General features: G+C 38.7%; 22 protein-coding genes. 7 read left to right on the forward strand and 15 right to left on the reverse strand.

The features are described 5' to 3' along the window. The first annotated feature begins 88 nt into the window (after positions 1 to 88). The 6 genes from PP182_RS01880 to PP182_RS01905 all read left to right on the forward strand — a co-directional run bounded on the left by PP182_RS01880 (position 89) and on the right by PP182_RS01905 (position 5,471). A complete protein-coding gene (locus PP182_RS01880; RefSeq protein WP_272649630.1) occupies positions 89 to 850 on the forward strand; it encodes a hypothetical protein in 762 nt (253 codons plus the stop codon). Between the two features lie 292 nt (positions 851 to 1,142). After that, positions 1,143 to 1,478 carry a hypothetical protein gene (locus PP182_RS01885; RefSeq protein WP_272649631.1) on the forward strand — a complete coding sequence of 112 codons (336 nt, stop codon included), beginning with the start codon at positions 1,143 to 1,145 and terminating at the stop codon, positions 1,476 to 1,478. Between the two features lie 977 nt (positions 1,479 to 2,455). Continuing rightward, a complete protein-coding gene (locus PP182_RS01890) occupies positions 2,456 to 3,175 on the forward strand; it encodes a DUF6090 family protein (protein ID WP_272649632.1) in 720 nt (239 codons plus the stop codon). Further along, a complete protein-coding gene (locus PP182_RS01895; RefSeq protein WP_272649633.1) occupies positions 3,172 to 3,891 on the forward strand; it encodes a DUF6090 family protein in 720 nt (239 codons plus the stop codon). Before PP182_RS01890 ends, PP182_RS01895 begins: the two co-directional genes overlap by 4 nt. A gap of 64 nt (positions 3,892 to 3,955) precedes the next feature. Beyond that, positions 3,956 to 4,678 (forward strand): DUF6090 family protein, encoded by a 723-nt coding sequence (locus PP182_RS01900; protein WP_272649634.1) that lies wholly within the window; start codon positions 3,956 to 3,958, stop codon positions 4,676 to 4,678. Between the two features lie 49 nt (positions 4,679 to 4,727). Beyond that, positions 4,728 to 5,471, forward strand: coding sequence for a DUF6090 family protein (locus tag PP182_RS01905; RefSeq protein ID WP_272649635.1), 744 nt, complete (start codon positions 4,728 to 4,730; stop codon positions 5,469 to 5,471). 52 nt (positions 5,472 to 5,523) lie between these two features. On the opposite strand, the gene PP182_RS01910 is transcribed toward PP182_RS01905, so the two are convergent. Together PP182_RS01910 and PP182_RS01915 are read right to left on the reverse strand one after the other, a co-directional pair. Beyond that, a complete protein-coding gene (locus PP182_RS01910) occupies positions 5,524 to 6,573 on the reverse strand; it encodes a DUF3667 domain-containing protein (RefSeq protein WP_272649636.1) in 1,050 nt (349 codons plus the stop codon). A gap of 400 nt (positions 6,574 to 6,973) precedes the next feature. Beyond that, a complete protein-coding gene (locus PP182_RS01915; protein WP_272649637.1) occupies positions 6,974 to 8,434 on the reverse strand; it encodes a sulfatase family protein in 1,461 nt (486 codons plus the stop codon). A 174-nt stretch (positions 8,435 to 8,608) separates the two neighbouring features. On the opposite strand from PP182_RS01915, the gene PP182_RS01920 reads away from it, so the two are divergent. After that, positions 8,609 to 10,312, forward strand: a complete 1,704-nt coding sequence (locus PP182_RS01920) for a sulfatase family protein (RefSeq protein ID WP_272649638.1) — start codon at positions 8,609 to 8,611, stop codon at positions 10,310 to 10,312. 182 nt (positions 10,313 to 10,494) lie between these two features. Here the strand turns inward: PP182_RS01920 and PP182_RS01925 are convergent, their stop codons facing one another. The 13 genes from PP182_RS01925 to PP182_RS01985 all read right to left on the reverse strand — a co-directional run bounded on the left by PP182_RS01925 (position 10,495) and on the right by PP182_RS01985 (position 24,409). Beyond that, positions 10,495 to 10,842, reverse strand: coding sequence for an L-rhamnose mutarotase (locus tag PP182_RS01925; protein ID WP_272649639.1), 348 nt, complete (start codon positions 10,840 to 10,842; stop codon positions 10,495 to 10,497). A 3-nt stretch (positions 10,843 to 10,845) separates the two neighbouring features. Continuing rightward, on the reverse strand, positions 10,846 to 12,165 hold the full coding sequence (gene fucP, locus PP182_RS01930) for an L-fucose:H+ symporter permease (RefSeq protein WP_272649640.1): 1,320 nt from the start codon (positions 12,163 to 12,165) through the stop codon (positions 10,846 to 10,848). Between the two features lie 19 nt (positions 12,166 to 12,184). Then, on the reverse strand, positions 12,185 to 12,979 hold the full coding sequence (locus tag PP182_RS01935; protein WP_272649641.1) for an SDR family oxidoreductase: 795 nt from the start codon (positions 12,977 to 12,979) through the stop codon (positions 12,185 to 12,187). Positions 12,980 to 12,985: 6 nt separating this feature from the next. After that, positions 12,986 to 13,819 (reverse strand): amidohydrolase family protein, encoded by an 834-nt coding sequence (locus tag PP182_RS01940; protein ID WP_272649642.1) that lies wholly within the window; start codon positions 13,817 to 13,819, stop codon positions 12,986 to 12,988. A gap of 14 nt (positions 13,820 to 13,833) precedes the next feature. Beyond that, entirely contained in the window at positions 13,834 to 14,844 is a 1,011-nt protein-coding gene (locus PP182_RS01945) for a zinc-binding alcohol dehydrogenase family protein (RefSeq protein WP_272649643.1), read from the reverse strand. 158 nt (positions 14,845 to 15,002) lie between these two features. Further along, positions 15,003 to 16,091: a Gfo/Idh/MocA family protein gene (locus tag PP182_RS01950; protein WP_272649644.1), complete on the reverse strand. Its 1,089-nt coding sequence runs from the start codon at positions 16,089 to 16,091 to the stop codon at positions 15,003 to 15,005. Between the two features lie 162 nt (positions 16,092 to 16,253). Further along, on the reverse strand, positions 16,254 to 17,189 hold the full coding sequence (locus PP182_RS01955; protein WP_272649645.1) for an RraA family protein: 936 nt from the start codon (positions 17,187 to 17,189) through the stop codon (positions 16,254 to 16,256). 27 nt (positions 17,190 to 17,216) lie between these two features. Beyond that, positions 17,217 to 18,497 (reverse strand): mandelate racemase/muconate lactonizing enzyme family protein, encoded by a 1,281-nt coding sequence (locus PP182_RS01960; RefSeq protein WP_272649646.1) that lies wholly within the window; start codon positions 18,495 to 18,497, stop codon positions 17,217 to 17,219. 41 nt (positions 18,498 to 18,538) lie between these two features. Next, on the reverse strand, positions 18,539 to 19,645 hold the full coding sequence (locus tag PP182_RS01965) for a bile acid:sodium symporter family protein (RefSeq protein ID WP_272649647.1): 1,107 nt from the start codon (positions 19,643 to 19,645) through the stop codon (positions 18,539 to 18,541). Between the two features lie 11 nt (positions 19,646 to 19,656). After that, positions 19,657 to 20,124 carry a nuclear transport factor 2 family protein gene (locus tag PP182_RS01970; protein WP_272649648.1) on the reverse strand — a complete coding sequence of 156 codons (468 nt, stop codon included), beginning with the start codon at positions 20,122 to 20,124 and terminating at the stop codon, positions 19,657 to 19,659. A gap of 19 nt (positions 20,125 to 20,143) precedes the next feature. Then, entirely contained in the window at positions 20,144 to 21,082 is a 939-nt protein-coding gene (locus PP182_RS01975) for an RraA family protein (protein WP_272649649.1), read from the reverse strand. Between the two features lie 200 nt (positions 21,083 to 21,282). Then, positions 21,283 to 22,782: a mandelate racemase/muconate lactonizing enzyme family protein gene (locus PP182_RS01980; RefSeq protein WP_272649650.1), complete on the reverse strand. Its 1,500-nt coding sequence runs from the start codon at positions 22,780 to 22,782 to the stop codon at positions 21,283 to 21,285. A 61-nt stretch (positions 22,783 to 22,843) separates the two neighbouring features. Then, positions 22,844 to 24,409 (reverse strand): SusD/RagB family nutrient-binding outer membrane lipoprotein, encoded by a 1,566-nt coding sequence (locus tag PP182_RS01985; RefSeq protein ID WP_272649651.1) that lies wholly within the window; start codon positions 24,407 to 24,409, stop codon positions 22,844 to 22,846. Position 24,410 lies beyond the last annotated feature (1 nt).

Genomic DNA, 24,410 nt, shown 5'->3' on the forward strand with positions numbered 1-24,410 from the left:
GGTTCCCTGAGAACAGGATCTAAAGTAGGACTACATATTTATTACCTACAGAAAATTATAGAACAATAACCAATTAAATATAAAAACAATGAAAAAATTAATGTGTACCCTATTGCTATTACCCTTATTGGCCGTAGCGCAAACAAATGAATCTTTGATTATTGAAAATGTGATGCTTACCGTGAATTCTGAAAACATCAAGGAATTCGAAGCCGGTATTGCCGCCCATAATAAAAAATTCCATGCAGATGGACCCTACGGCGCCAGGGTCTATAACATTCTTAATGGTAAAAATGCCGGTAAATATATGTTGGTTATGGGGCCATTACCTTGGAGTGCAATGGATGCAAGACCATCGAGCCAAGAACATACAGATGACAATGATAAAAACATAACTAAATACATGACCCCGGACGTTGAGGTAAATTATATGAAAATGCATCCTGAACTCTCCAACTTCTCTAAAGACTTTGAAATCAATAAAGTATCGGTCTTTATGATAGATGTAAAGCGATTTAAAGAACAGGAATTTATGGAAAAAGTGCTAAAAAAGGTGGTTAAAATGTATTTGGAAAAAAGGCCTGATCAGATTTATGGAATCTACTCCAATGAAATGAATAATATGGACGGTATGGATTTCGCTTGGGTAGACTTCTTTAATAATTCTTCTTGGTTGGGCGAAGAAGATACTTTTGCACAGGATTTCGAATCCGTTCATGGGACTGGAAGTCTTCAACAATTCATGGCAGATGTAGAGGCTACTACCGATGGTGACCGAACTGAAATATGGACACTAAGAAAAGATCTCAGTGGGCCAAGTGCCAAGGTAATGTCAGCGACCCGGCAATAATACGATTTTGAATTAGCTTATTATCTTAATTAACCGGTGCTAATAAAACCCAGGGTGACCTGGGTTTTTATTTAATGAATTGCTTTAGATTTCATGACTCCAATTACTTAAAGCTGAAATAGCTCATCCATACAGCAATCATTGCTCTGAGAAGCATATCACAATATAAAAGTGGTACAAGTGCCAGGATAATCAGCCTTAACAACAATATACTACTCAAATAAATAAGGATACAATTTCATTAAAAGCCATTGGCAATACAGAAAATACGGTGTTCAACAAAAAAACTACTATGGAAACAAGTAAAAACAAATGGTCCAAAAAAGAACTGCAAATTTATATTCTATTGCTATGTGCAAATGCAGATTCCAATGTAACCGATGAAGAACTGGATTTAATAAAATCGAAAACGGACAAGGAAACCTTTAAAAAGATGCAAAAGGAGTTCGGAAACGATTCTGAGGACGAAAGTCTTGAAAAAATCCAACAAAATGTGCACTTGCACTATTTCTCCCATATGGAACTTATAGCCTTTCGAAAAGAGGTTCATGCGGTTTTCTTTACGGATAATAAATTTGATAGGATGGAGCGTAACCTGTATAGAATATTGGATAATATAATCTATTAAGACCAACCCACATGGGCTTTTACAAAACTATCATGATTAAACAATAATAACTTAAACTATGGAAAAAGCATATAAAAAATTAGGCTACTTCTTTTTGCTCATGATCCCATTGATATTCTTGGGGTTTTATAAATCGTATTTTGTTCAATTTCCAAATTTTGAAGAGAACATAACCACGTTCATTCACCTCCATGCACTAATCTCCTCTATTTGGATACTCCTGCTCATAGTTCAACCTCTTCTCATTGCGAACAAAAAACACCAATTACATAGAAAACTTGGAAAACTATCCTATGTAGTCTTTCCGCTTCTGATTTTGTCTTTTGTTCCCCAAATAATTCGAATCATAAATTCAGATGCACCCCTGTTTTTGTTCTTTCCATTAGCCGATAGCGTGCTGTTGATTCTATTTTATGCATTGGCTATGTTTAATAAGAGGAATACCGCAAAACATATGCGGTACATTATAGGAACCGCGACTGTTTTTTTGGGGCCAACACTTGGTCGCATTGGTCCAAATATTTTAGAACTATCACCAGGTGTATCCCAAAACATACAATACGGATTAATCTACGTCATATTAATAAGTTTAATTTTTTTAGATAAAAAGAATAAAAAAAATTATCGCCCCTATATTTTCATTCTAACAATTTGGACACTACACCAAATCATCTTTAATCTGATATTTTAAAAAAGACAACACCTTGAACGAAATATATAGCAACAATTAAAAACCCTTTGTAGTTCTATACAAGACTCTAAAGTAGAAAACAAATTAAGGTTAAAAGTATAATTATTGCGAATTATACGGACGTACAGGTCTCCTTGGCGATATATTTTTGACTTTTTCATTTTAAAACACCTAATATCAAACTCTTACGCATAACCTTGGTACAACAGAAAACCGTACATTTAAGAACCATAGGTGGTTTTAGGACAGACTTCCGATGTACTGCAATACGAAAAACCGCTAATCAATGATAAAATTCTTTAGACGAATCCGTCAAAAGCTGCTCACTGAAAATAAGTTCAGTAAATACCTGCTCTATGCTATTGGGGAGATTATTTTAGTCGTTATCGGAATCCTAATTGCGCTTTCTATTAACAATTGGAATGAAGGCAATAAAATAAAAGCAAAGGAAAGAGAGATTTTACTTCATATGAAACGAAATTTGGAATCCAATCTACAACAGTATTATCCAAAACAAGTAATTGAAAATGCTTTAAAAGCCAATAATGTTATCTTGGAACATTTAGAACAGGCCAAACCCTATACTGATAGTTTGGATTACTATTTTGGATGGATACCGGCTTATACGCGCTACATGCCCAATACCACTGCTTATGAAAATTTGAAGAGCATAGGTTTTGATATTATCTCCAACGATACTTTACGCGAAAACTATCAAAATTTATTTGCTTTCAATTATAGTCTTATAGAATTTCAGAGAAATGAATTGGCGTACAATAACGCCATAGTATTTAAAGAATTTTACAAAAAACATTTCCGCAATTTTATCTGGCAAAAGAATGCTACACCAATTGATTATCAAGCCCTAACCAAAAACAATGAATTTCATGAAATGCTATTGACGACGAGAAGGGAAAACACTGAGCAAATGAGATTACGGGATTTAACCAATGTAGAAATAGAAAAATTAATACAAATGATCAATAGAGAACTTCATGAGCCATGATTAAATTCTTCCGCCATATCCGTCAAAAACTACTTTCTGAAAACAAGTTCAGTAAATATCTGCTCTATGCTATTGGGGAGATTGCGCTAGTGATGATTGGTATTTTACTAGCACTTCAAGTAAATAATTGGAATGAAGAAAGTAAAGAAAGAGAAGTTGAGTTGGGTATCTTAAGACAAATAAAAAAAACGCTTACAGAAGATTTAGTATATGAAAATGAAAATTATGCAATTAAAAACGCCATAAATTCTAGTGATATAATAATTGAACACCTTGTGAATAAATTACCCTATAGCGATTCCTTGGATATACATTTCGGCAATCTATCTTCTTATAGATTACATATGCCCAATACATCAGCTTATGACAATTTGAAAAGTATAGGGTTTGGCATTATTAGGAATGATTCTTTGAGAGAAAAGTACCAGAAATTATACGTCATAAACTACAGATTCTCAGCATTTACTCGCAATAATATTGATGTGAAAAAGGCAGAAAAATTCAATGAATTTTTTTTTGACAATTTCATAGATATAGAATGGGAGAAAAACGCTACTCCTATAGATTATTATGCTTTATGTGAAAATCAAAAATTTATTGAATTTGTCAAATGGAATAAAAAACAAAATTTAGAGAGGAAGGAAGTTTCCAATTGGACCATACAGGAAATTAAAAATGTAATCCAATTAATTGACGATGAACTTAAAATACGATAATAAAATATTCCATATCAATTAAAAATTATATCTAGAATATAGACGGTGTTTTAAATGTAATCCAATGATAAAATTCTTTAGAAAAATCAGAAAACGTCTACTCACTGAAAATAAGTTCAGCAAATACCTGCTCTATGCTGTTGGTGAGATTGTGCTTGTGGTGATTGGAATTCTAATTGCTCTTTCCATAAATAATTGGAATGAAGGAAAGAAATCAAAATTAAAATCGAAAGAATATTCGGAAAACCTTATTTCTGATATTACCGCCGATGTGAAAAACCTAGATAAGTTAATTAAAAATTGCCAGGCGATGCAAAAAAATATAGATGCCTATTTTGACAATTTTGATAGGGTCGAATATTCACTTTCGGAGCACATCGACAACTCAAAAATTGTACAATGGGATTTCTTTAGATACTTACCCGTCAATTACACTTTCGCGGATATGCAGTCTTCAGGAAATACTACCTTATTAAATGAAGAACAAAAAGGGTCACTAAGTGAATTATTTAATTCCCAAAAATTTTTACAGATCATTATTGAAAAAACAATAGATGATATAAAGCATGAAATCAACGAAAGAAATAAGTACATCGATTATGATCGTTCAAAAGGGGAATTTTTTAAAATAGTTGGTGTATCACACGATAAAAATATCAAAGCACAAGGTTTACTGCACCAACACAATGTTTTAACCAATGTTCATGATCTCTGCTATAACCTAATAAAGTTTGGAGAGCTAATAAAAAAACAGTCGGAAAATTCTTCACAATTATTAGCTGAATAATCCAAGAAAAGGAAGGTGAAAAAAACATTTATAAATCTCCTAAAAACCAATGATTAAATTCTTTCGGAAAATCCGTCAACGCCTACTCTCTGAAACCAAATTCAGTAAATACCTCTTATATGGCATTGGCGAAATTGTATTGGTAGTTATAGGTATTTTGTTGGCATTGCAAATCAATGAATGGAACGAGGAAAGACAAAACCAAAAAGAAGCGCATAAAATTTTATTGAGATTGAAAACGGAATTCGAAAATCATAATAAGCGCATTGACCCAATCATTCTCTTTCACACTAAAAGGCTAAATGCTGCCAAGGCTTTAAAAACACAATTTAAAACAAGTAGTGAATTAAGCACAGATTCTTTAAAAATCTTATTCGGTGAATTACAGGCAGACTGGAAATATGACCCAATAAAAAATATTATTGAATCAGTTATTTCATCGGGAAAAATTGAGTTAATCCAAAATGATTCTGTAAAAGATATCGTCAGATATTGGGATTCAACAATAAAAAAATATGATGAACTTTACAGTTCGCAAGACGAAATATTCAATACTCATATCCTACCCATCTTAATTGAAAATTATCCATTGTTGGAGTATGATGGAATTTACAACAGCGATTTTGCTGCAAATACCGATAAGATATTCGGCAATTTAAAAAATGAAAACTTATTTTTTATTTTAGAAATTGATGTTAAGGCGTTAGTAAATTGGACAATACATATTAAAGAAATGCAATATGACGCCTTAAAAAAAATTGATTTGGAACTTAAACAAATGACGGTTAATTAAAGAGATTCATACCAACCAAGCTGTAGATAAGTAAATCTTGAATCCGATAGGTTCAATACAGCATAAAGGCCACCATAATAATGCCTATTGCGGCTACTGGCACAATGATACTCATATATAAAAATGAGATGATATTGGCCTTAAAGAAAGCCCCCAACCAAGAACTTCTATAAAAATTCCGTAAGGCAATTATTAAGTAAAGAATAAATGAGAAACAAATTAACACTTCTATCCAAATTGGAATCTCCCACACTTTATTTACTAAAAGCATAACACAGAATGAGGTGAATATAAACGTGAAGAAATAAAAGCTAAACACCAAATGGTGTGCAAAAGTGGCCGGTTTCCAGTAGAATATTTTTAGGAATACGGCAAAAAGCGGTAAAAGGAGAAACATTGCAATGGGAATGGTATCATATAATACCTGAACAATACCTCCGCCCTGTTTTTCATAAAACTTCAACATCTGGGCATAAAACCTTCGTCCAAAGGCATTAGTATCCTTGTCCATTCCCATGGCCTCCAATTTTTGATCTAAAGGTGCTCCCACGGCAATTAGGGAGTCCAATAACTTACGTTTAAAACCCAGTGATATATTTGGCACCCCAGAATCTGAGCTCATAACAGAATCCAATTCCATTAATTTTTCATCGGACATACCAACAATTTTTTGATTCTTTTTAAGAGCAACTTTGGCTTCTGCCATGTCCAGCGAATCTACATTAACGGCAATAGAATCTATATTTATTTCCTGCTCTAAGCCCTTTTTTATGGCCTCGGAAACCTCATTATCCGCTTGACGTACGCTAAAGGAAAAAACAAAGAAAAACACCACCGATATAAAGAGATAAAACTGCGCAGGGTGCAGGTATTTAAGTCGTTTCCCATCTACAAACCGCCGAGCGAGTACACCCGGTTTTACCATAAGGGTAACAAAGCTCCTAAAGAATCTGGCATCTATGGAAAAGTAATTTTCTATGGTATTACTAAAAAGGACACCAACGGTAAGGTTGTCCGTAGCTTCCATACCGCAATACGGGCAATATTCATAGTCTGTATCGAACGTTCGTTCGCAGTTTTTACATTGTTCGGTGGTTGGCATCTACCCTACTTTTTCTAAAATTACAAAATAGATGGTCACCTTCGTAGGCCCATATGGAAAATCCTAATTTCAACTATGGAACAATTGTTAATAGGCTATCTAATAAACATCAAAACTTTCGCTATTCAATGGCTTAAAAAGCAGCAACTAAATATTTACCTATCTTGTTGAAACAACTACCGACCCTTCTTTACAATGATCAAGTTCTTTAAACATATCAGCCAAAGACTCCTCACAGAAAATAAGTTCAGTAAATATCTATTTTATGCCATTGGAGAAATAGTACTTGTATTTATTAGGATTCTAATTGAACTGAAAATCGATATTTGGAATGCTAAACATAAAAATTAGCAGATTAAAGCTAAAAAAGAAAGCAAGGCCGAATTAACTCAAACAACTATTATCCTCTATCCTTTAGCATATCGGGTCCTTTTACCATTTTCTCGTTATGGTCCTTTACCACTTTCATCATTTTTGCCATAATTTCTGGATTGGCCTCGGAAATATCATACTTTTCAGAAGGGTCAATACTAAGATTGTACAATAACGGAGTTTTATGTTCCTCCACTTCCGGACCACTATAAGGTTCTTGGGTTAGAAAGTGAGCCTTATAATCCCCGACCCTTACAGCGTATAATTTATCACCTCGATAATAGAACATATCCTTTCTCGTACTGGTCTTATTATTAAAAAGAACTGGCGCGAGGTCTACACCATCCACAATCCTGTCATTCGGGATATCGACACCAGCAATTTTGCTAAACGTGGTAAACAAATCCAAAGTACTGCCCAAATCGGTAACTATTCCTGGTTCAATGCGACCTGGAGCCCAAAAAATACACGGCTCTCGCATTCCACCTTCCCAAGTAGAGCCCTTTCCACTTCGCAATAGGCCTGCGCTGCCTCCTTCTTCGTTCATAATGAGCCAAGGACCATTATCAGAAGTAAATACCACGATTGTATTTTTATCGAGCCCCGTCTTTTTCAGTTCGTCAAGGATTTGCCCAACACTATGGTCAATTTCCTCGACCACATCGCCATAAATGCCCCTTGGACTTGTTCCTTCAAAATCCTTTGAAGCAAACAAAGGAACATGGGGGAGGTTATGGGCAAAGTATAGAAAGAACGGTTCTTCCTTCTTTTCATTGATGAACTTTATAGCTTCTTCGGTATACCGTTTGGTAATGGTATGTTGTTCGGCAGGTCGCTCAATAATTTCCGTATCTCTCATTAAGGGAACATTAAACGTATTAATGTCCTTTCTTTCCTCAGATTTCCAAAAGCTAAAATATCCTCCAGCGGATCGGAACGGTGTTATGTTGTCCATATCATTGCTATAGGGTATTCCGTAATAGGAATCAAAACCATGACTTGTTGGCAAGTATTCGGCTTTGTGCCCTAAATGCCACTTGCCAATCGCTGCCGTGGCATACCCCCCTTTTTTCATCTGTTCTGCCAAAGTCAACTCTGACTGTGGCAGACCATTATGGGAATCCGGAAAAAGAACTCGGTTCATGGAACTCGCCATACCGCTCCTTATTGGAAGCCTACCGGTCAACAAGGCCGCCCTACTTGGGGTACAAACACTGGCTCCCACATAAAAATTAGTCCATTTTTGACCTTCTGCAGCCATTTGGTCAAGATTAGTTGTCCTAATGGTAGGATGACCATAAGAACTCAAGTCTCCGTATCCCAGATCATCGGCGAAAATGATAATTACATTAGGTTTTTCCAAGCTTGGCTTCCGTTCTTGACAATGTCCTTGAAAAAACAACAGCATTAGAGCACTCAAAGAATATCTAGCTGCTATTTTTAAAATGCTATACGTTCTGGCAGTGGTTTTTAATTGAAACTCCTTCATATCTTATTAATTTTTGTACATCTAGTTGACTTCGGAAAGCAAAAGTTATTGTTTCAATAACAGTGAAAATACACAACACACCACAGTAAAAACCAAGCATATTGACTATCTTACAACCCAGAGAAGTTACATAATTAAACAATGATAATGAAAATCTATCAACCCAATATTTCAATGAAAAGGCTAGTAGTATCTATAAACTTTGTTTTACTACTTACCCTTTTAATAAGTTGTAAATCTGAGAGCAAGTCCGAAGACAAAGAGGAAGCCCAGCGGCCCAATATTGTGTTTATCATGTCGGACGACCATGCCTACCAAGCTATTTCCGCCTATGATAATAGCTTGATAGAAACACCCAACATAGATAGAATTGCTAAAATGGGTATGTTGTTTACCAATGCCAGTGTCACCAATTCTATATGTGCGCCTTCTAGGGCCACTATTCTAACCGGAAAGCACTCCCATAAAAATGGCAAGGTAGATAATGTATCCCCTTTCGACACCACCAATGTCACCTTTCCACAATTGTTGCAAAAAGCAGGATACCAAACCGCGATGTTCGGTAAACTACATTTTGGCAACAACCCGAAAGGTTTTGACCAGTTTAAAATATTACCGGGACAAGGGTCTTATTACAATCCGGACTTTATCACCAAAAATGAAGGTGAGATTAATGTTAAGGGATATGTGACGGATATTGTTACCGATATGACTTTGGACTGGCTCGATAATGAACGCAAAATGGATGCTCCGTTCATGCTTATGTACCTGCACAAAGCGCCGCACCGTTCGTGGCTCATGGCAGAAAGACATATGCAAGAGTTTACCCAGAAAACGTTTGAAGAACCAGCTACCTTATTCGATGACCATGAAGGGATGCCCGCAGCCAAGGTCGCTAAAATGAATATCCATGGCGATATGGGCTGGGCAGCAGACAGTAAACTGTATCCAGAGGTGATGGATGAAATGGGTTTGGAAGAACAAATCGGTTTCGACAAGCTTCGATATGAGATGACGGTTGGAAGACTGGACTCCACTCAAAAGGCAAATTTTGACAAATTCTATACCGTAATTGCCGATGAATTTATAGAGCGATATCCGAATATGACGGATAAAGATCTTGCCAAATGGCGCTACCAGAGGTATATGCAAGATTACCTGGGCACTATTAAATCCGTTGATGAAAATGTGGGTCGGGTTTTGGGTTATTTGGAAGCCAATAATATGATGGAGAATACTATTATTGTCTATACTTCAGATCAAGGATTCTATTTAGGTGAACACGGTTGGTTCGACAAGCGATTTGTATACGATGAAAGTTTAAAAACACCCTTGTTGGTTTCGTGGCCTAATAGAGTTAAGGCTGGCGCAGTTTCTGATGAACTTGTTCAAAATTTGGATTTTGCACAAACATTTTTGGATGTGGCCGGTGTAGCGCAACCTGCTGACATGCAGGGAAAGAGTTTAATTCCAGTGCTAACGGGTGATTTGGATAATTGGGACCGAGAAGCCGTCTATTATCACTATTATGAGCATCCATCGGAACATAACGTAAACAGGCACTATGCAGCAATCACCAAGGATTACAAATTGATACACTATTATTTTGACCTGGATTATTGGGAATTGATCGATAGGAAAAAAGACCCTTTGGAACAACATAATTATTATGACGATCCTGCCTATGCAGAAATACAAAAGGACTTGCACCAAAAACTGGATGAACTTCGAGAGCAATATGGTGACTCGGAAGCTCTAAGCCAACAATATGTTGATGAGTTTATGCCACTTGCCAAAGAAGGAAAAGTATATGGAGTTGAAGATGATATTTTGAAGCCTATGGTAGAGAAATGGGAAAACTCCAAGAAAGATGATTGATAATGCTTTTATAGGACTAACTATCTTTTTTTAGTTTTAAAATTCAAAAGCCGACTTTTTAAAGTCGGCTTTTGAATTGATGCAATAGTTTTTGTTCGGACTCGGACATGTAGCCTTTACTATTTAGTATTAGGTGGAATCAAAAACAAATTAGTTATTTACAAAATACATTTAATAGGGTGTCAATCCAATTTAAAAATCCGTTCTGTGGCCACCCACTTTTCACCTTTTGTAGCAGATGGTAGTGCTTGCTGAAACTTCCACATCAACTGTTCCCATTCTTTAACTTTGGGGTTTTCATCATCCATTTTTTTCTTTCGTTCCGGACTAAAGGTCTCGTCGACCTCTACAATCATGAACAATCGATTTTCCACCAAAAAGATTTCCATATCCACAATACCCGCCGCTTTTATACTTTCCGTAATTTCTGGCCAAACTTTGCCCACTGAGTGATACTCCTTGTATTGTGCGATTAAATTTGAATCCTTTACCAAATCGCAGGCATAACAAAAACGTCTCGCAGTTTTCATTGATTAAAGGTTATATTTTGCATATACGTTACGTGCATATAGCGCCACTAAAACAAAACAGCCCAATGGCAATACAAAGGAAAAGTTAACTTCAGGAACACCTAATATATTGACATCGGTATAACCGGTTCCGCCCAAATCCAAAATAAGACCTTGCAATGTGGGCATTAACGCACCTCCCACTATTGCCATGACCAAAAATGCAGCCCCGAACTTGGAATCATCACCCTGCCCTTCCAATGCAATTCCATAAATGGTTGGAAACATTATTGACATGAAAAAAGAGATTCCTACAAGGGCATAAAGTCCGACTATTCCTGGAACAAATATGGTGACCAAAGTACATAGCGACGCACCCAGAGCAAAGAAGAACAATAATTTACCGGGGCTTATGGAACGAAGCAATGCCGTACCTACCCACCTACCGGATAAAAAGATCACCAAAGCGGCAATACCGTAATTGACGGCAGTGGCATTATCTATACCAAAAGATTCCGCATATTGATAAAGATACGTCCAGCACATAATTTGGGCGCCCACATAAAAGGCCTGTGCCACCACTCCTCCAACAAATTTTTTGGATTTGAACAGTCTTTTGATGGAGTCCCCAATGACTACTTTTCCTTCTTGCCTTTCATTATGTGGCATTTTCATGACAGCTATGATCACAAAAAATGCGATGACCACCAAACCCAAAATAACATATGGATTCCTAATTACCGATAAATCAGAGGTTCTTACCAATTCTTTGGCACTTTCGGTCAATGTGCCATAAACGGGTTCGCCATTGGGCAACAAATCGTCGGATTGTAGTGCGGCCAAAATGAATTTTTGTGCTACTACTAGTCCCAATAAGGCACCGACTGGATTAAAAGCTTGGGCCAAATTCAATCTTCTTGTTGCAGTCTCCTCAGACCCCATGGATAAAATGTAAGGGTTGGCAGTGGTTTCTAGAAACGCTAACCCAAAAGTCAAGATATACAAAGCGGCAAGAAAAAAACCGAATTCCTCATAGGCGGCAGCGGGATAAAAAAGTAGGGCACCAATGGCATACAATGCCAAACCCATTAGAATTCCTTTTTTATAGGAGTACCGGTTCACAAAAATAGCCGCGGGAAGTGCCATGGTAAAATACCCGCCATAGAAAGCCAGTTGCACTAGGGAGGCTTGAAAATTATCCAGTTCCAGCACCTTTTTGAAAGCGGAAACCATTGGATTTGTAATATCATTGGCAAAGCCCCAAAGAGCAAAAAGTGAGGTAATTAAAATAAAGGGAACTAAAATGGCCTTTTTTACTAATGGAGCAGTATTATTCTTGGTCATGGTTATTGAGTTGGTTATTTCATTTTGAAGGAAGCAGCGCCCTGTCCAAATGGACATATCCCCCATCCACAAAGACAAATTGACCCGTGGTATGTGAGGATTTGTTCGAAATCACGAAAAGGGCTGTATTCGCGATTTCTTCTGGCGTAGTCATTCTTGACTCCAATGGAATCGTATTTTTTATGGAATTCAATTTCGCAGCTCCATTTTCCAGTGATTCTATCCATGTTTCATAAGCCGGAGTATAACATTCTGCTATAATCAGTGCATTGCTTCTTATACCATATCCGATTAGATCAACGGCCCATTCCCTCGTTAGACCCAACACACCACCTTTGGCCGCCGCATATCCCGAAGTTCCTCCTTGCCCCGTCAATGCCACTTTGGAACCAATATTCAAAATAGCACCTTTACTCTTTTTTAAAAGTGGAAGTGCAAACTTTACAACCGCGAAAAAACTGACCAAATTTAGCCGAAGGGAATCCATAAAATCATCGATGGAACTTTCCAATGAAGCACCGTCATTGACCCCTACGTTATTGATTATAGCATCAATCCTACCATACTTTTCCGAAATCCTGATTATGGCATCCTCAATTTGTGAAGCATCGGTTAAATCGGTCTGATAAAAAGAGGACTCCGAATGAATTTTCTGAAGTTGTTTTGCATATTCGAACCCTCGTTTATTTCTATCTATCAAAACCGGAATAGCTCCCTCAGTGGCCAACGCAAAAATAATGGCATGGCCTATACTTCCTTCCATTCCCGCAGAACCTGTTACTACAACAACTTTATTTTTAAGATTTAAATCCATACGACATCAATTTATTAAATTATAAACTCGTTGGGCATTGTGATAAAAAAAATCCCGTTGCTCATTTGCCGACAGTTTATCGGCGAAATTTTTGGCCAATGCCAGGACCTCCTTATATTCTCCAGCTATCAAACAAACGGGCCAATCCGAACCATAAAGAATTCGCTTTGGACCAAAAGCTTCCAATACCAATCCCAGGTAAGGTAATATTTCTTGCTCGGTCCAAGTTTGGTAATCGGCTTCCGTAATTAAACCTGACACCTTACAGTTTACATTTTCGATTCGCCCTATTTCTCTCATCAATAAGGCCCAAGCTTCAAAAAAACCTTCCTTAATGTATGGTTTAGCCATGTGGTCAAGGACAAATGTAATATCAGGGAAGTGTTTTACAAATTCCAAAACGGAGGGCAGTTGGTGCGGAAACACCAAAATTTCATAGACCAAATCTCTTTTTTGAAGTTCCGAAATACCTCTTAAAAATTCATTTCTAAGTAGAAACAATGGGTCTGATTCGGCCTGAACGACGTGGCGATATCCTTTAATTATTGGATACTGAGCATAATTATCCAAATCATTCTCCAATTCATTACTACGTAAATCTATCCACCCTATAATTCCTTTAATAAAATCGTGCTTTCTTGCCTGCTCCAACAAAAAGTCATTCTCTTTCAGGGTCTGATCCGCTTGTACCGCAATACAACCAGTAACACCATTTTTCTCATATAATGGTTTTAAGTCCGACGGTAGAAAGTTCCTTCGTATACTGGACATTTCATCATCTATCCATGCATGTTTTTCAGCTTCATACATCCAGAAGTGTTGATGTGCATCTATAATCATGTCATACCCTTATTTCAGTCAAAAGTGACCATCGCCTTTACAACACCCGTTTCCGGAAGTAACCAAGAATCAAAATTTGCTATCATTTCCGAAAAATGTACTTCATGTGTTACAAAAGTATCGGTCGGAAATTCCTTTATATGTTCTATTACAAACTTAAAATCCTCCAACGTTGCATTTCTACTGCACAAAAGTGAAGTTTCCTTAGCATGGATTTGCGGGTGACTATAGGTCAACTCCCCTTTGGAAAGTCCTACTAAAACGTATCTGCCCCCGTGCGACATATAATCGATACCCGTCTCTAAGGCCTTGCGGTTTCCAGTTGCATCAAAAACGGAAGTTGCCATATCCCCGTTAGTGATTTCCGCTATTTTTCCTTGTGGATTCTCTTGAACATGCAAAGTATGGGCTACCCCTATTTCATTCTTTGCATAGTTTAATCGGTCTCTATTGACATCCAAGGCAATTACGTTTGCGCCAATTATTTGTGCAAGTTTCATTAAACCAATACCGATGGGACCACAACCGATTACAACAACAGATTCTCCTTTTTGTACCCCTGCCCTTCTAAGGGCATGAGCCCCAATGGCCAAAGGTTCAATGATAGCCATTTGATTAAAGGAGAGATTTCCTGCCGGAATTAACAAATCGGTTCGAACGCTAATCATTTCTTGCATTCCACCATCTACATGGACGCCTAGCACGTTAATGTTTGTACAGCAGTTCGTTTTACCATTTTTGCAGGCTACACAAGTACCGCAACTAACATAGGGCATAATGATTACATGGTCTCCAACTTTCAGGCCTTGTTTATTTTCTCCTATTTCCAATACTTCCGCGGCAAGTTCATGCCCCAGTATCCGTGGATATTTAAAAAATGCCTGGTTACCCTTATACGCATGTAGATCAGTGCCGCATATTCCTACACGGTGAACTTTTAGTAAGGCTTCCCCTTTTTTTCTTATCGGGACATCCTTTTCGTTCAATACAAAATGGTTGGGCTCCTCGCAGACTATATATTTCATCAATTGTATTTTTCTTTAGTATATAGCAAACCATCCACATACCAAAAACTTCAATCCAATATACCATTATATTTTGTCGGATTTCATATGGAAGTTCATATTTCAGCCAACAAGAAAGCATAGGGTTTAAAGCAAATTAATGCCACAAACCCTAATGATTATATTTTTACAGCACAGTTTTGATTTGCCGACTTGTAAATTGCCTCCACGACCCTAATATCACGCAAGCCTTCCTCTCCGGGAACTAATAAAGATTGTTGGTTCATTATGGCCCATGCATCTTCATCCATTTGTTTTGCCTGTTGGTTTTCTATGGGAAAATTAATTATGGTACCGTCGGACATACTGCCGCTGTTGCCATTATAGGAAGAATGGGGCTCCATTTTGAGCCATCCTTTTTCATAATTGACCTGTAGATGGTTCATGTTTATCCCAAAACTGGTTTGACAGGAAGCCCTGGCACCACTCGGAAATTCTAATTGAAACATCATGGTCTCTTCCACTTCGTGATAAATTTCAGGTCGTGTAGTGGAAGCTTGTGCCAGAACGGAAATGGGTTCTTCTCCAGTGGCCAGCCTGGCTCCTTGTAAGGCGTAAACACCCATATCCCCCATTGCACCGCCTCCCAAAGCCTTGTTCTGTTTCCAATGGTTTGTTCTACCATCAAAATACCCAGCAGCGGAAGTGACCATTTTCACCTTTCCAAAAGGGTGTTCCTTGGCAACGTTCATGTAAGCCTGTATGTTTGTGTCGTGCTGACATCGATACCCTATAGTCAGTTTTACCTTATTGTCGTTACATGCTTTGATCATGGCTTCACATTCAGCTACAGAAGGTGCCATAGGTTTTTCGCACCATACATGTTTTCCTGTGTTGGCAGCACGTATGGTATACTCCGCATGCATGGCAGGAGGCAACACGACATAGATAACATCAATGTCCGGGTTATTGGAAATGGAGTCAAAATTACCATAGTTATAGACGTTCTTATCCTCGATGCCATACTTTTCCTGCCATATTGGAATTTTCTCCGGGCTTCCCGTAACAATCCCCTTTAATTCACAATTTTTGGTCAATTGCAATGCTGGGGCCAAAAGGTCAGTGCTATAATAACCCAATCCAACTAGGGCCACCCCTAATTTCTCTTTTTTAGAATCCGTAGCCGATAATAATACGTTTGGTGAAAACGCCGTTGCAGCACCTATTATCCCGGCTTTTTTGATGAAAATTCTTCTTTGGTTTTCCATAGTTACATGTTCTTCAAATCAATTACATTGTACATCAATTTTCCTACTTCCCATATCAATTGGACAAAAAAAATATGAATCCTATCTGATTTTCATGAAAGTAAGGAATAGATTTTTAAAATAGTTTTATCTTAAAAATACCCTCTTGATGTCTATATTAACTTACCACGTGCGTTTTTTTAAGATTTCTTGAATCTGTTCCCTAGATACGGGGAGATCATCAATATGCTCGTTCAGCCATTTGCTAAAATCCTTTTCAATTTCATCGGCCCAACGCGTATCAATCTGCCCTGCGGTATAGACACCTTCCTTGATGCGTAGGTGTCCGAACATGTCCCGTAAACGAACGACTTCGGAAACGGTGGCTACTTTCTCCGCTAAATGTGGAGGTATAAAGGTTACCACTCCCATTTTACCTAGTACTACATCGCCGGGCATTACGGTTACCGTCCTAATCCTAGTAGGTTGATTGATTCCGATGAGCATCGTATTCAAATCCCCTGGTGGATTATGGTGTGAAGCATCATAACTAGTATAATAAGAGGTAAAACCACCTATTTCCATGAGTCCCTCTACATCCCTTAGTGCACCATCATAAACAATCCCGTTTCCAGATTTGGCATATATGGCATTGCCCACGTTATCACCTATAGTAGGACCATCCTTGTCCGCGCCAAATTGATCGGCCACATACACATCGCCCTTCACCAAAATATCTACGGGCCACGTATTCTGTCCTCGCTTTCCCTGGGCCTTTCCTCGATCATCGATGGCTTTCCATACATCGGGCCGACCTGGCATAAAGGTTGCCGTAACCGCACGCCCTACAAGTACGCTATCCGGATTGATCATTTTCCAACCTTCGGCAATTTGATATCTGTACCCTTCATTCTTCATAACAGCCCAAGCTTCCTCAACGCTAACAGATTTCATTCTTTCCAAAAGTGCATCAGACACTTTGGGCCTACCATCATCAAAACGTTCTCCCGTCCATTGGGGAGTTAAAAATATCAGTTCTTCCTTACTAATCTGTTGCCCCATCATCTGGGTTGCCAGACCGACAAGAACCACTATGAGCATATACTTTTTTCGTAACATAATCGTCTCTATTTAATGTGTTATTAATTATTCAAAAAACGGTATTCCTTCCGGAGCATATTTTCGCATGGCATCTTCATTGATGTCTACTCCAATACCTGGTTTTTCTGAAACGGTAACAAAACTATCCTTAACCCAGTCCCCCTCGTCATACGTAACGATTTCCTTAAACATCGGGTCGGTATGGAAATAGGATTGCCATTCCATTAAATGGAAATTGGGCACAGTGACACAAACATGTGCGCAAGCCATGGCACCCAAGAAAGAAGCAACCATATGCGGTGAGAAGGGAACATAGTACAGATTAGCTAAGTTCGCTATACGTTGACCTTCACCAAGACCTCCACATTTTTGAAGGTCTGGCATAATAATATCTACGCCATTGTCCAACAACTGTTTAAATCCATGACCTAGATACACATTTTCTCCTGCAGAAATTGGAGTACTGGTTTCTTCGGTAAGGGTTTTAAAGGCATCAAAATTTTCAGCAGGAATTGGTTCCTCCAACCAAGTCAGGTTTAAATCTTCCACCTTTTTTGCAATGGTCTGGGCCGTAACATGATCATATCGCCCATGCATATCAACACAAAGGTCTATTTTTGGGCCAACGGCTTCCCTTACTGCAGCAAGTTGGTCATACATTCTTATGATTTCCCCAGGACTAGCGGTCCAATTATAACGGTCATATTTATCCGGGTCACTGGCATAGTCCAAATCAAACTTCAGTGCGTTAAAGCCCCAGTTGCTTATGGCATCCTTGGCCGCAGTGGCAAAATCGTCCGGTGACGGGAAACGAACACGATACAAGGCAGTGTCACAATATACCCTTACCTTATCCCTAAATTTTCCACCTAATAATTTATAAACAGGCAAGTCCAAAGCTTTGCCCGCCAAATCCCATAAAGCAGTTTCTATAGCAGAAAGAACAGCTACGTAAGTACCTGACTGCGCACCTCCGAAATGACCTGCACGGCGAATATCTTCAAATATTTTATGAACATTGAACGGACTTTTGTCCCTTAGAAAAAAGCCCATTCTTTTGACCAGGTGGTAGGTACCGGGTACTGCATCCACCCCCTCTCCACAACCATAAATTCCCTGATTGGTATGTATTTTCACAAACAGACCACTACCACGGCGAATAAAACCACATTTTACATCCGTAATCTTTAAATCCGAGGGTGCAGAAAGCTTAGGGTTTTTGTCAATAGCCGTTACATACTCGTTACCATAGGTACTTGAAACCATACCCAAACCGGCACCGGCCATTAGTGATTTTGATATAAAAGATCTTCTTGAATTTTTCATTGGTTCTTTCGATTATTGTTAATATGATTTAATTATTTCCTTTAATTAGTTTCCAAAACTTTAGATTCTATCTCCGTGGGCTTTCCGTGCCAATACGAGGCAAGTATAGAACCCGTTATGTTCATCAACGGTCCGAAAACTGCAGGAGCCAATCCCATAGTAGCAATTTTGCCAAGACTGTTGGCAATACCAGAGGCCAGACCCGCGTTCTGCATACCTACTTCAATGGCAATTGTTCTTGAATCCTCTTCCGTCATACGGAACAGTCTGGCATACCAGTATCCCAGTAAATAGCCGAAAAAGTTATGCACAAGCACAAGAACCATTAAAATTCCTCCAATTTCCAACAGGCTGTCCCTACCCGCTGCCGTAATTATTGTAATTATTAGACCAATGGCCAGCATGGAAATTAAAGGCATAGCCTTACCTAACCATTTGACGCTTTTACCGAATATCCTATTGAAAAGTAGTCCGGCACCAATGGGTATAATTATCATTTTAACGATACTCCACATCATTGCCAGAACATCAATCTCAATGAATTCGCCAGCAAATAACTTCATCATTAAAGGTGTTAAAAAAGGTGCGAGTAATGTGGCTAATGAAGTAATAGTAATAGAAAGGGCAACATTAGCATTGGCCAAAAATGCCATTACATTGGATGCTACACCACTGGGCGAACACCCGATAAGTACAATACCGGCCGCAATTTCAGGTGGAAAATTACTTATTTGGGCCAAACAATAGCCCACTATAGGCATTACGATCAATTGTGCCGAAACCCCAATAAGAACTCCCTTGGGCGATTGAAATACCGCGGCAAAATCTTTAATACTCATTGTAGTTCCCATACCGAACATGATTACCTGTATTAAAGGTATAATCAAAACCGTGTACTTAAAATCACCAAAATTGGTAAAATAGGAAGGGTAGTATAAAGCTGCGGCAACACCCGCGAAAATCATAGTGGTAAATATTAACCCCTTCATTTTTTCATAGCCATTGAAACCAAGTGCCAATAGTGCAAAGAAACCAAGAACAAAGAGTCCGGCTTTGTCTATGTTTCCCGTCAAAATCATACCGATAATTACTAGAAACAAAAGGCCAGCCAAGCCTAAAGAAATTGAATAGATATTTAGTTTTCCCAAGAGTATACGGTTTAAAGTTTATATGCTTGTCTTGCCAATAATTTCCATCGACCTTCTTTTTTAAAAATCAAAAGACAGCCAATCCGAACATCTGCCGGCTTACCATTGTTTGTTCCTTTAGCAACGAAAATATGCCTAACAACACCCACTTTATCAACGATAGAAATGGTTTGATCCATAGGCGTAATTTCCGTAAACTGGAATGCCCCGTTCAGTACGCCATCTACATATTCAGCCTTATTTTCTATAGTACCACTAGAATGGCCATAGGTTAATTTATCCATTGTCAGGTCCTGCAATATGGTTTTATCCTTATCTACCATTGCCTTATATAGTTCTGTGACCGAATTCTCTATTTTGGCAACATTTTTATCATTGCTTTGTGCTGATAAAGACAAAAAACAGGAGATGCTGACCAAGGTAATCAGTACTACTATTCTTATTGGCTTTGGTAACTTAATGGATTTCTTATTGTTCATTTTTTAATCGTATTGATTATTAATTATTTTTAGATGCCATATAATCGTTTAGTTCCTTTCTGGTCATGGGCAGTTTGCTATCTGGATAGGATTTTAACCATTTTTCAAAATCAGCATTGATCTCATCGGTCCATCGAGTATCGATTTGGCCTGCTGTATATTTTTTTTCACGTAATCTTTGGAATCCAAAAAGGTCCCTTAAACCAACGATTTCCGAAGAAAGCACCAATTCGGAGGCCAAGTATGACGGTATAAAGACTGTACCATGTCTGTTTGCCAAGACCACATCTCCCGGCAATACCGTAGCCCTACCGATTCTAATGGGTACATTGATGTCCGTTAGCATTTGCTCTTGCAGATAAGATGGGTCGGCCCCTTTGTGCCATCCATTGAAACCTTCAATATCCAAAAGCCCGGCTACATCCCTAACTCCGCCATCAAATATGACCCCGTTCTTGGAATTGGTATAAATGGCATTTCCCAAATTGGATCCTATTAATGTACCATCAACAATTCTTCCGTAGCCATCTGCAACGTATACATCCCCTGGAACCAATTGTTGGATCGGCCATGAATTACTTCCGCCTATGGTATCCCTATTTTCTTTGGCTCCCTTTAATTTTATTAATTTTTGATAGTCGGGTCTTAATGGCATGTATTGTGCTGTTACTACTCGCCCAGTCATAACACTATCTGGGTGTATAATTTCCCATTCCCCTTCATACTGATTATTGTACCCTTTTCTTCGTAGGTATCCCCATGCTTCTTCTATCTGAATATTTTTCATTCTTTTCAAAAGGGCATCCGAGACTTTGGGCCTCCCATCCTTGAAGCGCTCTCCTTTCCATTCTGAGGTGAGTTCCTTAATATATTCGGCTGAGCCCGTTACCCCCTGGGAGATACCCTCATACCCGAGAACTAAGCAGATTAGGGCAATTCCTATCCTTAAATTTTTCATTTTTGGTTCTATTAAAGCTTTTGTTGTTTAAATTTTTTAAAAATTTAGCCAATAATATTAAGTAAGGCAAGGAACTCCCTCATTATTAAGGGAGTTCACATGCCTAACTCAAACTAACTCAAACTAACATAAAATCTTGCTTCCAAAAACACGTTCAAATATTCATATTTTAAACACTTAAATGTGTCTGGAAAATCTTATTAACTATACGTTCTATCATGTGATCTTAATTCGTTCCATTCTTCGGTAGATTTAAAGAAAGTCTTATCCGAAGGATGCAAATGGGCTTTGACCACTTCTTCATCCAACTCGATTCCTAAACCTGGAGCGATTAGTGGTACGGTGGCAAAACCTTTATCAATCATTTTGTAACCTCCGACCGTTTTCACTAAACTTTCCCACCAAGGCACATCGACAGAGTGATGCTCCAAGGCCAAAAAGTTTTGGGTAGCCGCAGCACAATGTACATTGGCCATAAAAGAAACCGGAGTACCCGCCTGGTGCATCGCCATGGCGATACCGTACTCTTCCGCATAGTCACCAATCCGCTTCGTTTCCAAAAGCCCTCCGGAGGAGGCTAAATCGGGATGAACGATATCCACAGCACGCTGCTCAATCAAAGGTTTGAAATCTTTTAGTAGATAAATATCTTCCCCTGTGGTCGTTGGTGTCTCTATAGAATTCGTAATCGTCTTCCATTGCTCAGTATATTGCCAAGGAACCATATCCTCAAACCAGGCCAAGCGATATTTTTCCAAAGCCTCGGCGAGGCGGATATTGTTGTTCAAATCAAAATGGCCATAATGATCTGTGGAGATGGGGATTTCATAACCGACCATATTGCGAACATCCTCCACCACTTGCTGTAATTCTTCCAGACCTTTATCCGTAATTTGAATTTGGGTAAAAGGATGCATGGTATTCCCATAACTCATAAAATTTCGCCGGTCCCCCCATTGGTTCAAATTTCCCTTTTCATCTTCCCAAAATTTACCATTTACTACCGTGCCCGGCTTACCTTTTAGTTCGCCTATGGAAACATCCATTTTTAGCCAAGTGTAACCTTGCTCATTTACCCTGAAGTCAATTAATCTTTTTTGTTCTTCTGGAGACGATGCTTCTGGAGTATCCGCGTATAACCTAACCTTATCCCTATATCTACCTCCCAGCAATTGCCAAGCCGGAACATTATAAGCCTTCCCACATATATCCCATAGCGCCATTTCAACAGCACAAACACCGCCTGCTTGTCGAGCAGGTCCGCCAAATTGTTTAATGCTTTTGAATATCTTTTCTACATTACAAGGATTTTTGCCTAAAATGCGGCTCTTGAGAAACAGGGCATACCGAACATCCGCTGCGTCCCTTACCTCTCCAAGACCATAAATACCTTGATTGGTCTCGATTTTAATAATGGCCGTACCCCCCATAACATTGGTCAAGGCATAGCGCATATCGGTAATCTTCAACTCTGAAGGGGCGGACATTCTACTTACCTTGGAAGTTGTTTGGGCTATGGTATCCTCTATACCAAGACCCATCATTCCGGTCATGGCAATACCTCCCAAGGCCGTCTTCTTTAAGAAGTTTCTTCTTTCGTCCGTGGTTTTAGGGTTTTCCACTTCTTTACGTCTAAGCGCCAAGAAAGTTTCTTCCTCCTTTTTAAATTTCGATATTAGTTTTTGCAGTGTGTTTTCCATTATAATTTAATTAGGGATTTCAAGTATTTAGCTCATAAATTATCCCATTAAATTAATTCTTTTATTCCACATCCCAGAATACCCTGGAAACCAGATTGTCTCCCCCTATAGCAGAGACTGCTGCAGTGTAACTATCTGAGTTGGCAGAACCCTCACGATCGGGGTACGTCATTCTGTGCACATAACCATCTCCACCGTTTGCAAGTAAATTATCATTAAAGTCATTACGAGCTAAATCAGGGAATCCACTTCTTCTAACATTGGCAAAGGCTTCGGTTCCATTACGAAAGTTAGTCAACCAATATTGAGTATTTATAAGTTCCAAAGCATTGGAAGCATCATAGGTAACTTCAGGTTCGGCTAAATAAGCATCTACTTCAGACGTTGGTATGGGCTCCGTATTGGGGTATAACGAATAAATATCCATATTGGCCCTGATACCTTCCTCATAATACGCTTGGGCACCCCCAGAGATCCAACCTCTAAAGGCAGCTTCTGCCAGTAACAAGGATGTCTGCCCAAAGGTTACATAAAATGCCGGTGCCGCAGGGGATGCAGCTGCGAATACATTAATCTGACTATAGTCAAGACCAGTTCCTTTGGGCCCTCTGTACCCAAGGGATGTGTCCGATAATTGCAAATCTGAAACACCAATTGGAACACCAAATTGATTGTCCAAATTGGTATTTGGATTCGTTTCGTTGGCCACTGCCCCCGGATCTTCAAATGTGGCAATCATATATTTGCCTCTTGGATCATTAGTTGACTTCAATTGGTCAACTAAAGGCTCCGCAGCATAATTGAAAAACGAAAAATTACGGAGCTGATTATTGTCTCCCCAGGTATAAACGTTACCATCATATTTGACATATGCATTATCGGCATTTGATGTCATAACTCCTCCGGAGAACGCTTCGGATACAATGGATTCTGCCCTGGATGGATTAACTTTTGAATATCGCATACCCAGTCTCAACAATAAAGAATTTCCAAGTTTTCTCCATTTTTCAACTTGTGCCGAAGCAGAGTTTGTAGGTTGACTACCATTGCTTCCATAAAAAAGATCATCCGAAACGAAATCACCACTGGCATTAAGAGATGCAACCGCACTTGTTATCTCATTGTACAAATCATCATAAATGTCCTCATCATCATCATAAGATGGAAAGTAAATGATATCACTGACCGCCTTTCCAGCCTCTGAATAAGGCACGTCGCCATAAGTATCCACGACCCCCATGAAAACTTGGGCCTTCCAAATTCGAATCATACTTAATAAGTTGACACGGTCAGTATCCTCACCGAGCAAATTTGTAGCCTGTACCAAGTTTCGTATTACAGAAGGGTATGAATCATTCCATTTGGGATTGTTCACCCCATCAATGTCCTCATTAAAGTTAAAACCCAGAGTAGCTCCCTGATTGTAAGGAATTACAAAATGTTGTACAATGGTATGTTCCGCTGCCCAAGTTCCTAAATGACTTCTTTGTGCTCCCGCAAACAACAGTGCCGGATCTACCTCATTAACTGCATAAGGATTAGTATTCACTTCCACAAAATCTTCGTCGCACCCTTGAAAAATGAGGCAGACTAAAACTATGGATAATATATGTTGTATCGTTTTCATG

The sequence above is a fragment of the Maribacter sp. PR1 genome (genome assembly GCF_028464145.1).
Taxonomy (GTDB): domain Bacteria; phylum Bacteroidota; class Bacteroidia; order Flavobacteriales; family Flavobacteriaceae; genus Maribacter.

Bases quoted from the DNA above. Each gene is read 5' to 3' on its own strand.
- PP182_RS01945 (WP_272649643.1), bottom strand. From the start codon at position 14,844: ATGAAATATATAGTCTGCGAGGAGCCCAACCATTTTGTATTGAACGAA.
- fucP (WP_272649640.1), bottom strand. From the start codon at position 12,165: ATGACCAAGAATAATACTGCTCCATTAGTAAAAAAGGCCATTTTAGTT.
- PP182_RS01915 (WP_272649637.1), bottom strand. From the start codon at position 8,434: ATGAAGGAGTTTCAATTAAAAACCACTGCCAGAACGTATAGCATTTTA.
- PP182_RS01950 (WP_272649644.1), bottom strand. From the start codon at position 16,091: ATGGAAAACCAAAGAAGAATTTTCATCAAAAAAGCCGGGATAATAGGT.
- PP182_RS01920 (WP_272649638.1), top strand. From the start codon at position 8,609: ATGAAAAGGCTAGTAGTATCTATAAACTTTGTTTTACTACTTACCCTT.
- PP182_RS01935 (WP_272649641.1), bottom strand. From the start codon at position 12,979: ATGGATTTAAATCTTAAAAATAAAGTTGTTGTAGTAACAGGTTCTGCG.
- PP182_RS01925 (WP_272649639.1), bottom strand. From the start codon at position 10,842: ATGAAAACTGCGAGACGTTTTTGTTATGCCTGCGATTTGGTAAAGGAT.
- PP182_RS01975 (WP_272649649.1), bottom strand. From the start codon at position 21,082: ATGAAAAATTTAAGGATAGGAATTGCCCTAATCTGCTTAGTTCTCGGG.
- PP182_RS01880 (WP_272649630.1), top strand. From the start codon at position 89: ATGAAAAAATTAATGTGTACCCTATTGCTATTACCCTTATTGGCCGTA.
- PP182_RS01885 (WP_272649631.1), top strand. From the start codon at position 1,143: ATGGAAACAAGTAAAAACAAATGGTCCAAAAAAGAACTGCAAATTTAT.
- PP182_RS01895 (WP_272649633.1), top strand. From the start codon at position 3,172: ATGATTAAATTCTTCCGCCATATCCGTCAAAAACTACTTTCTGAAAAC.
- PP182_RS01985 (WP_272649651.1), bottom strand. From the start codon at position 24,409: ATGAAAACGATACAACATATATTATCCATAGTTTTAGTCTGCCTCATT.
- PP182_RS01905 (WP_272649635.1), top strand. From the start codon at position 4,728: ATGATTAAATTCTTTCGGAAAATCCGTCAACGCCTACTCTCTGAAACC.
- PP182_RS01940 (WP_272649642.1), bottom strand. From the start codon at position 13,819: ATGATTATAGATGCACATCAACACTTCTGGATGTATGAAGCTGAAAAA.
- PP182_RS01955 (WP_272649645.1), bottom strand. From the start codon at position 17,189: ATGTTACGAAAAAAGTATATGCTCATAGTGGTTCTTGTCGGTCTGGCA.
- PP182_RS01890 (WP_272649632.1), top strand. From the start codon at position 2,456: ATGATAAAATTCTTTAGACGAATCCGTCAAAAGCTGCTCACTGAAAAT.
- PP182_RS01910 (WP_272649636.1), bottom strand. From the start codon at position 6,573: ATGCCAACCACCGAACAATGTAAAAACTGCGAACGAACGTTCGATACA.
- PP182_RS01970 (WP_272649648.1), bottom strand. From the start codon at position 20,124: ATGAACAATAAGAAATCCATTAAGTTACCAAAGCCAATAAGAATAGTA.
- PP182_RS01980 (WP_272649650.1), bottom strand. From the start codon at position 22,782: ATGGAAAACACACTGCAAAAACTAATATCGAAATTTAAAAAGGAGGAA.
- PP182_RS01960 (WP_272649646.1), bottom strand. From the start codon at position 18,497: ATGAAAAATTCAAGAAGATCTTTTATATCAAAATCACTAATGGCCGGT.
- PP182_RS01900 (WP_272649634.1), top strand. From the start codon at position 3,956: ATGATAAAATTCTTTAGAAAAATCAGAAAACGTCTACTCACTGAAAAT.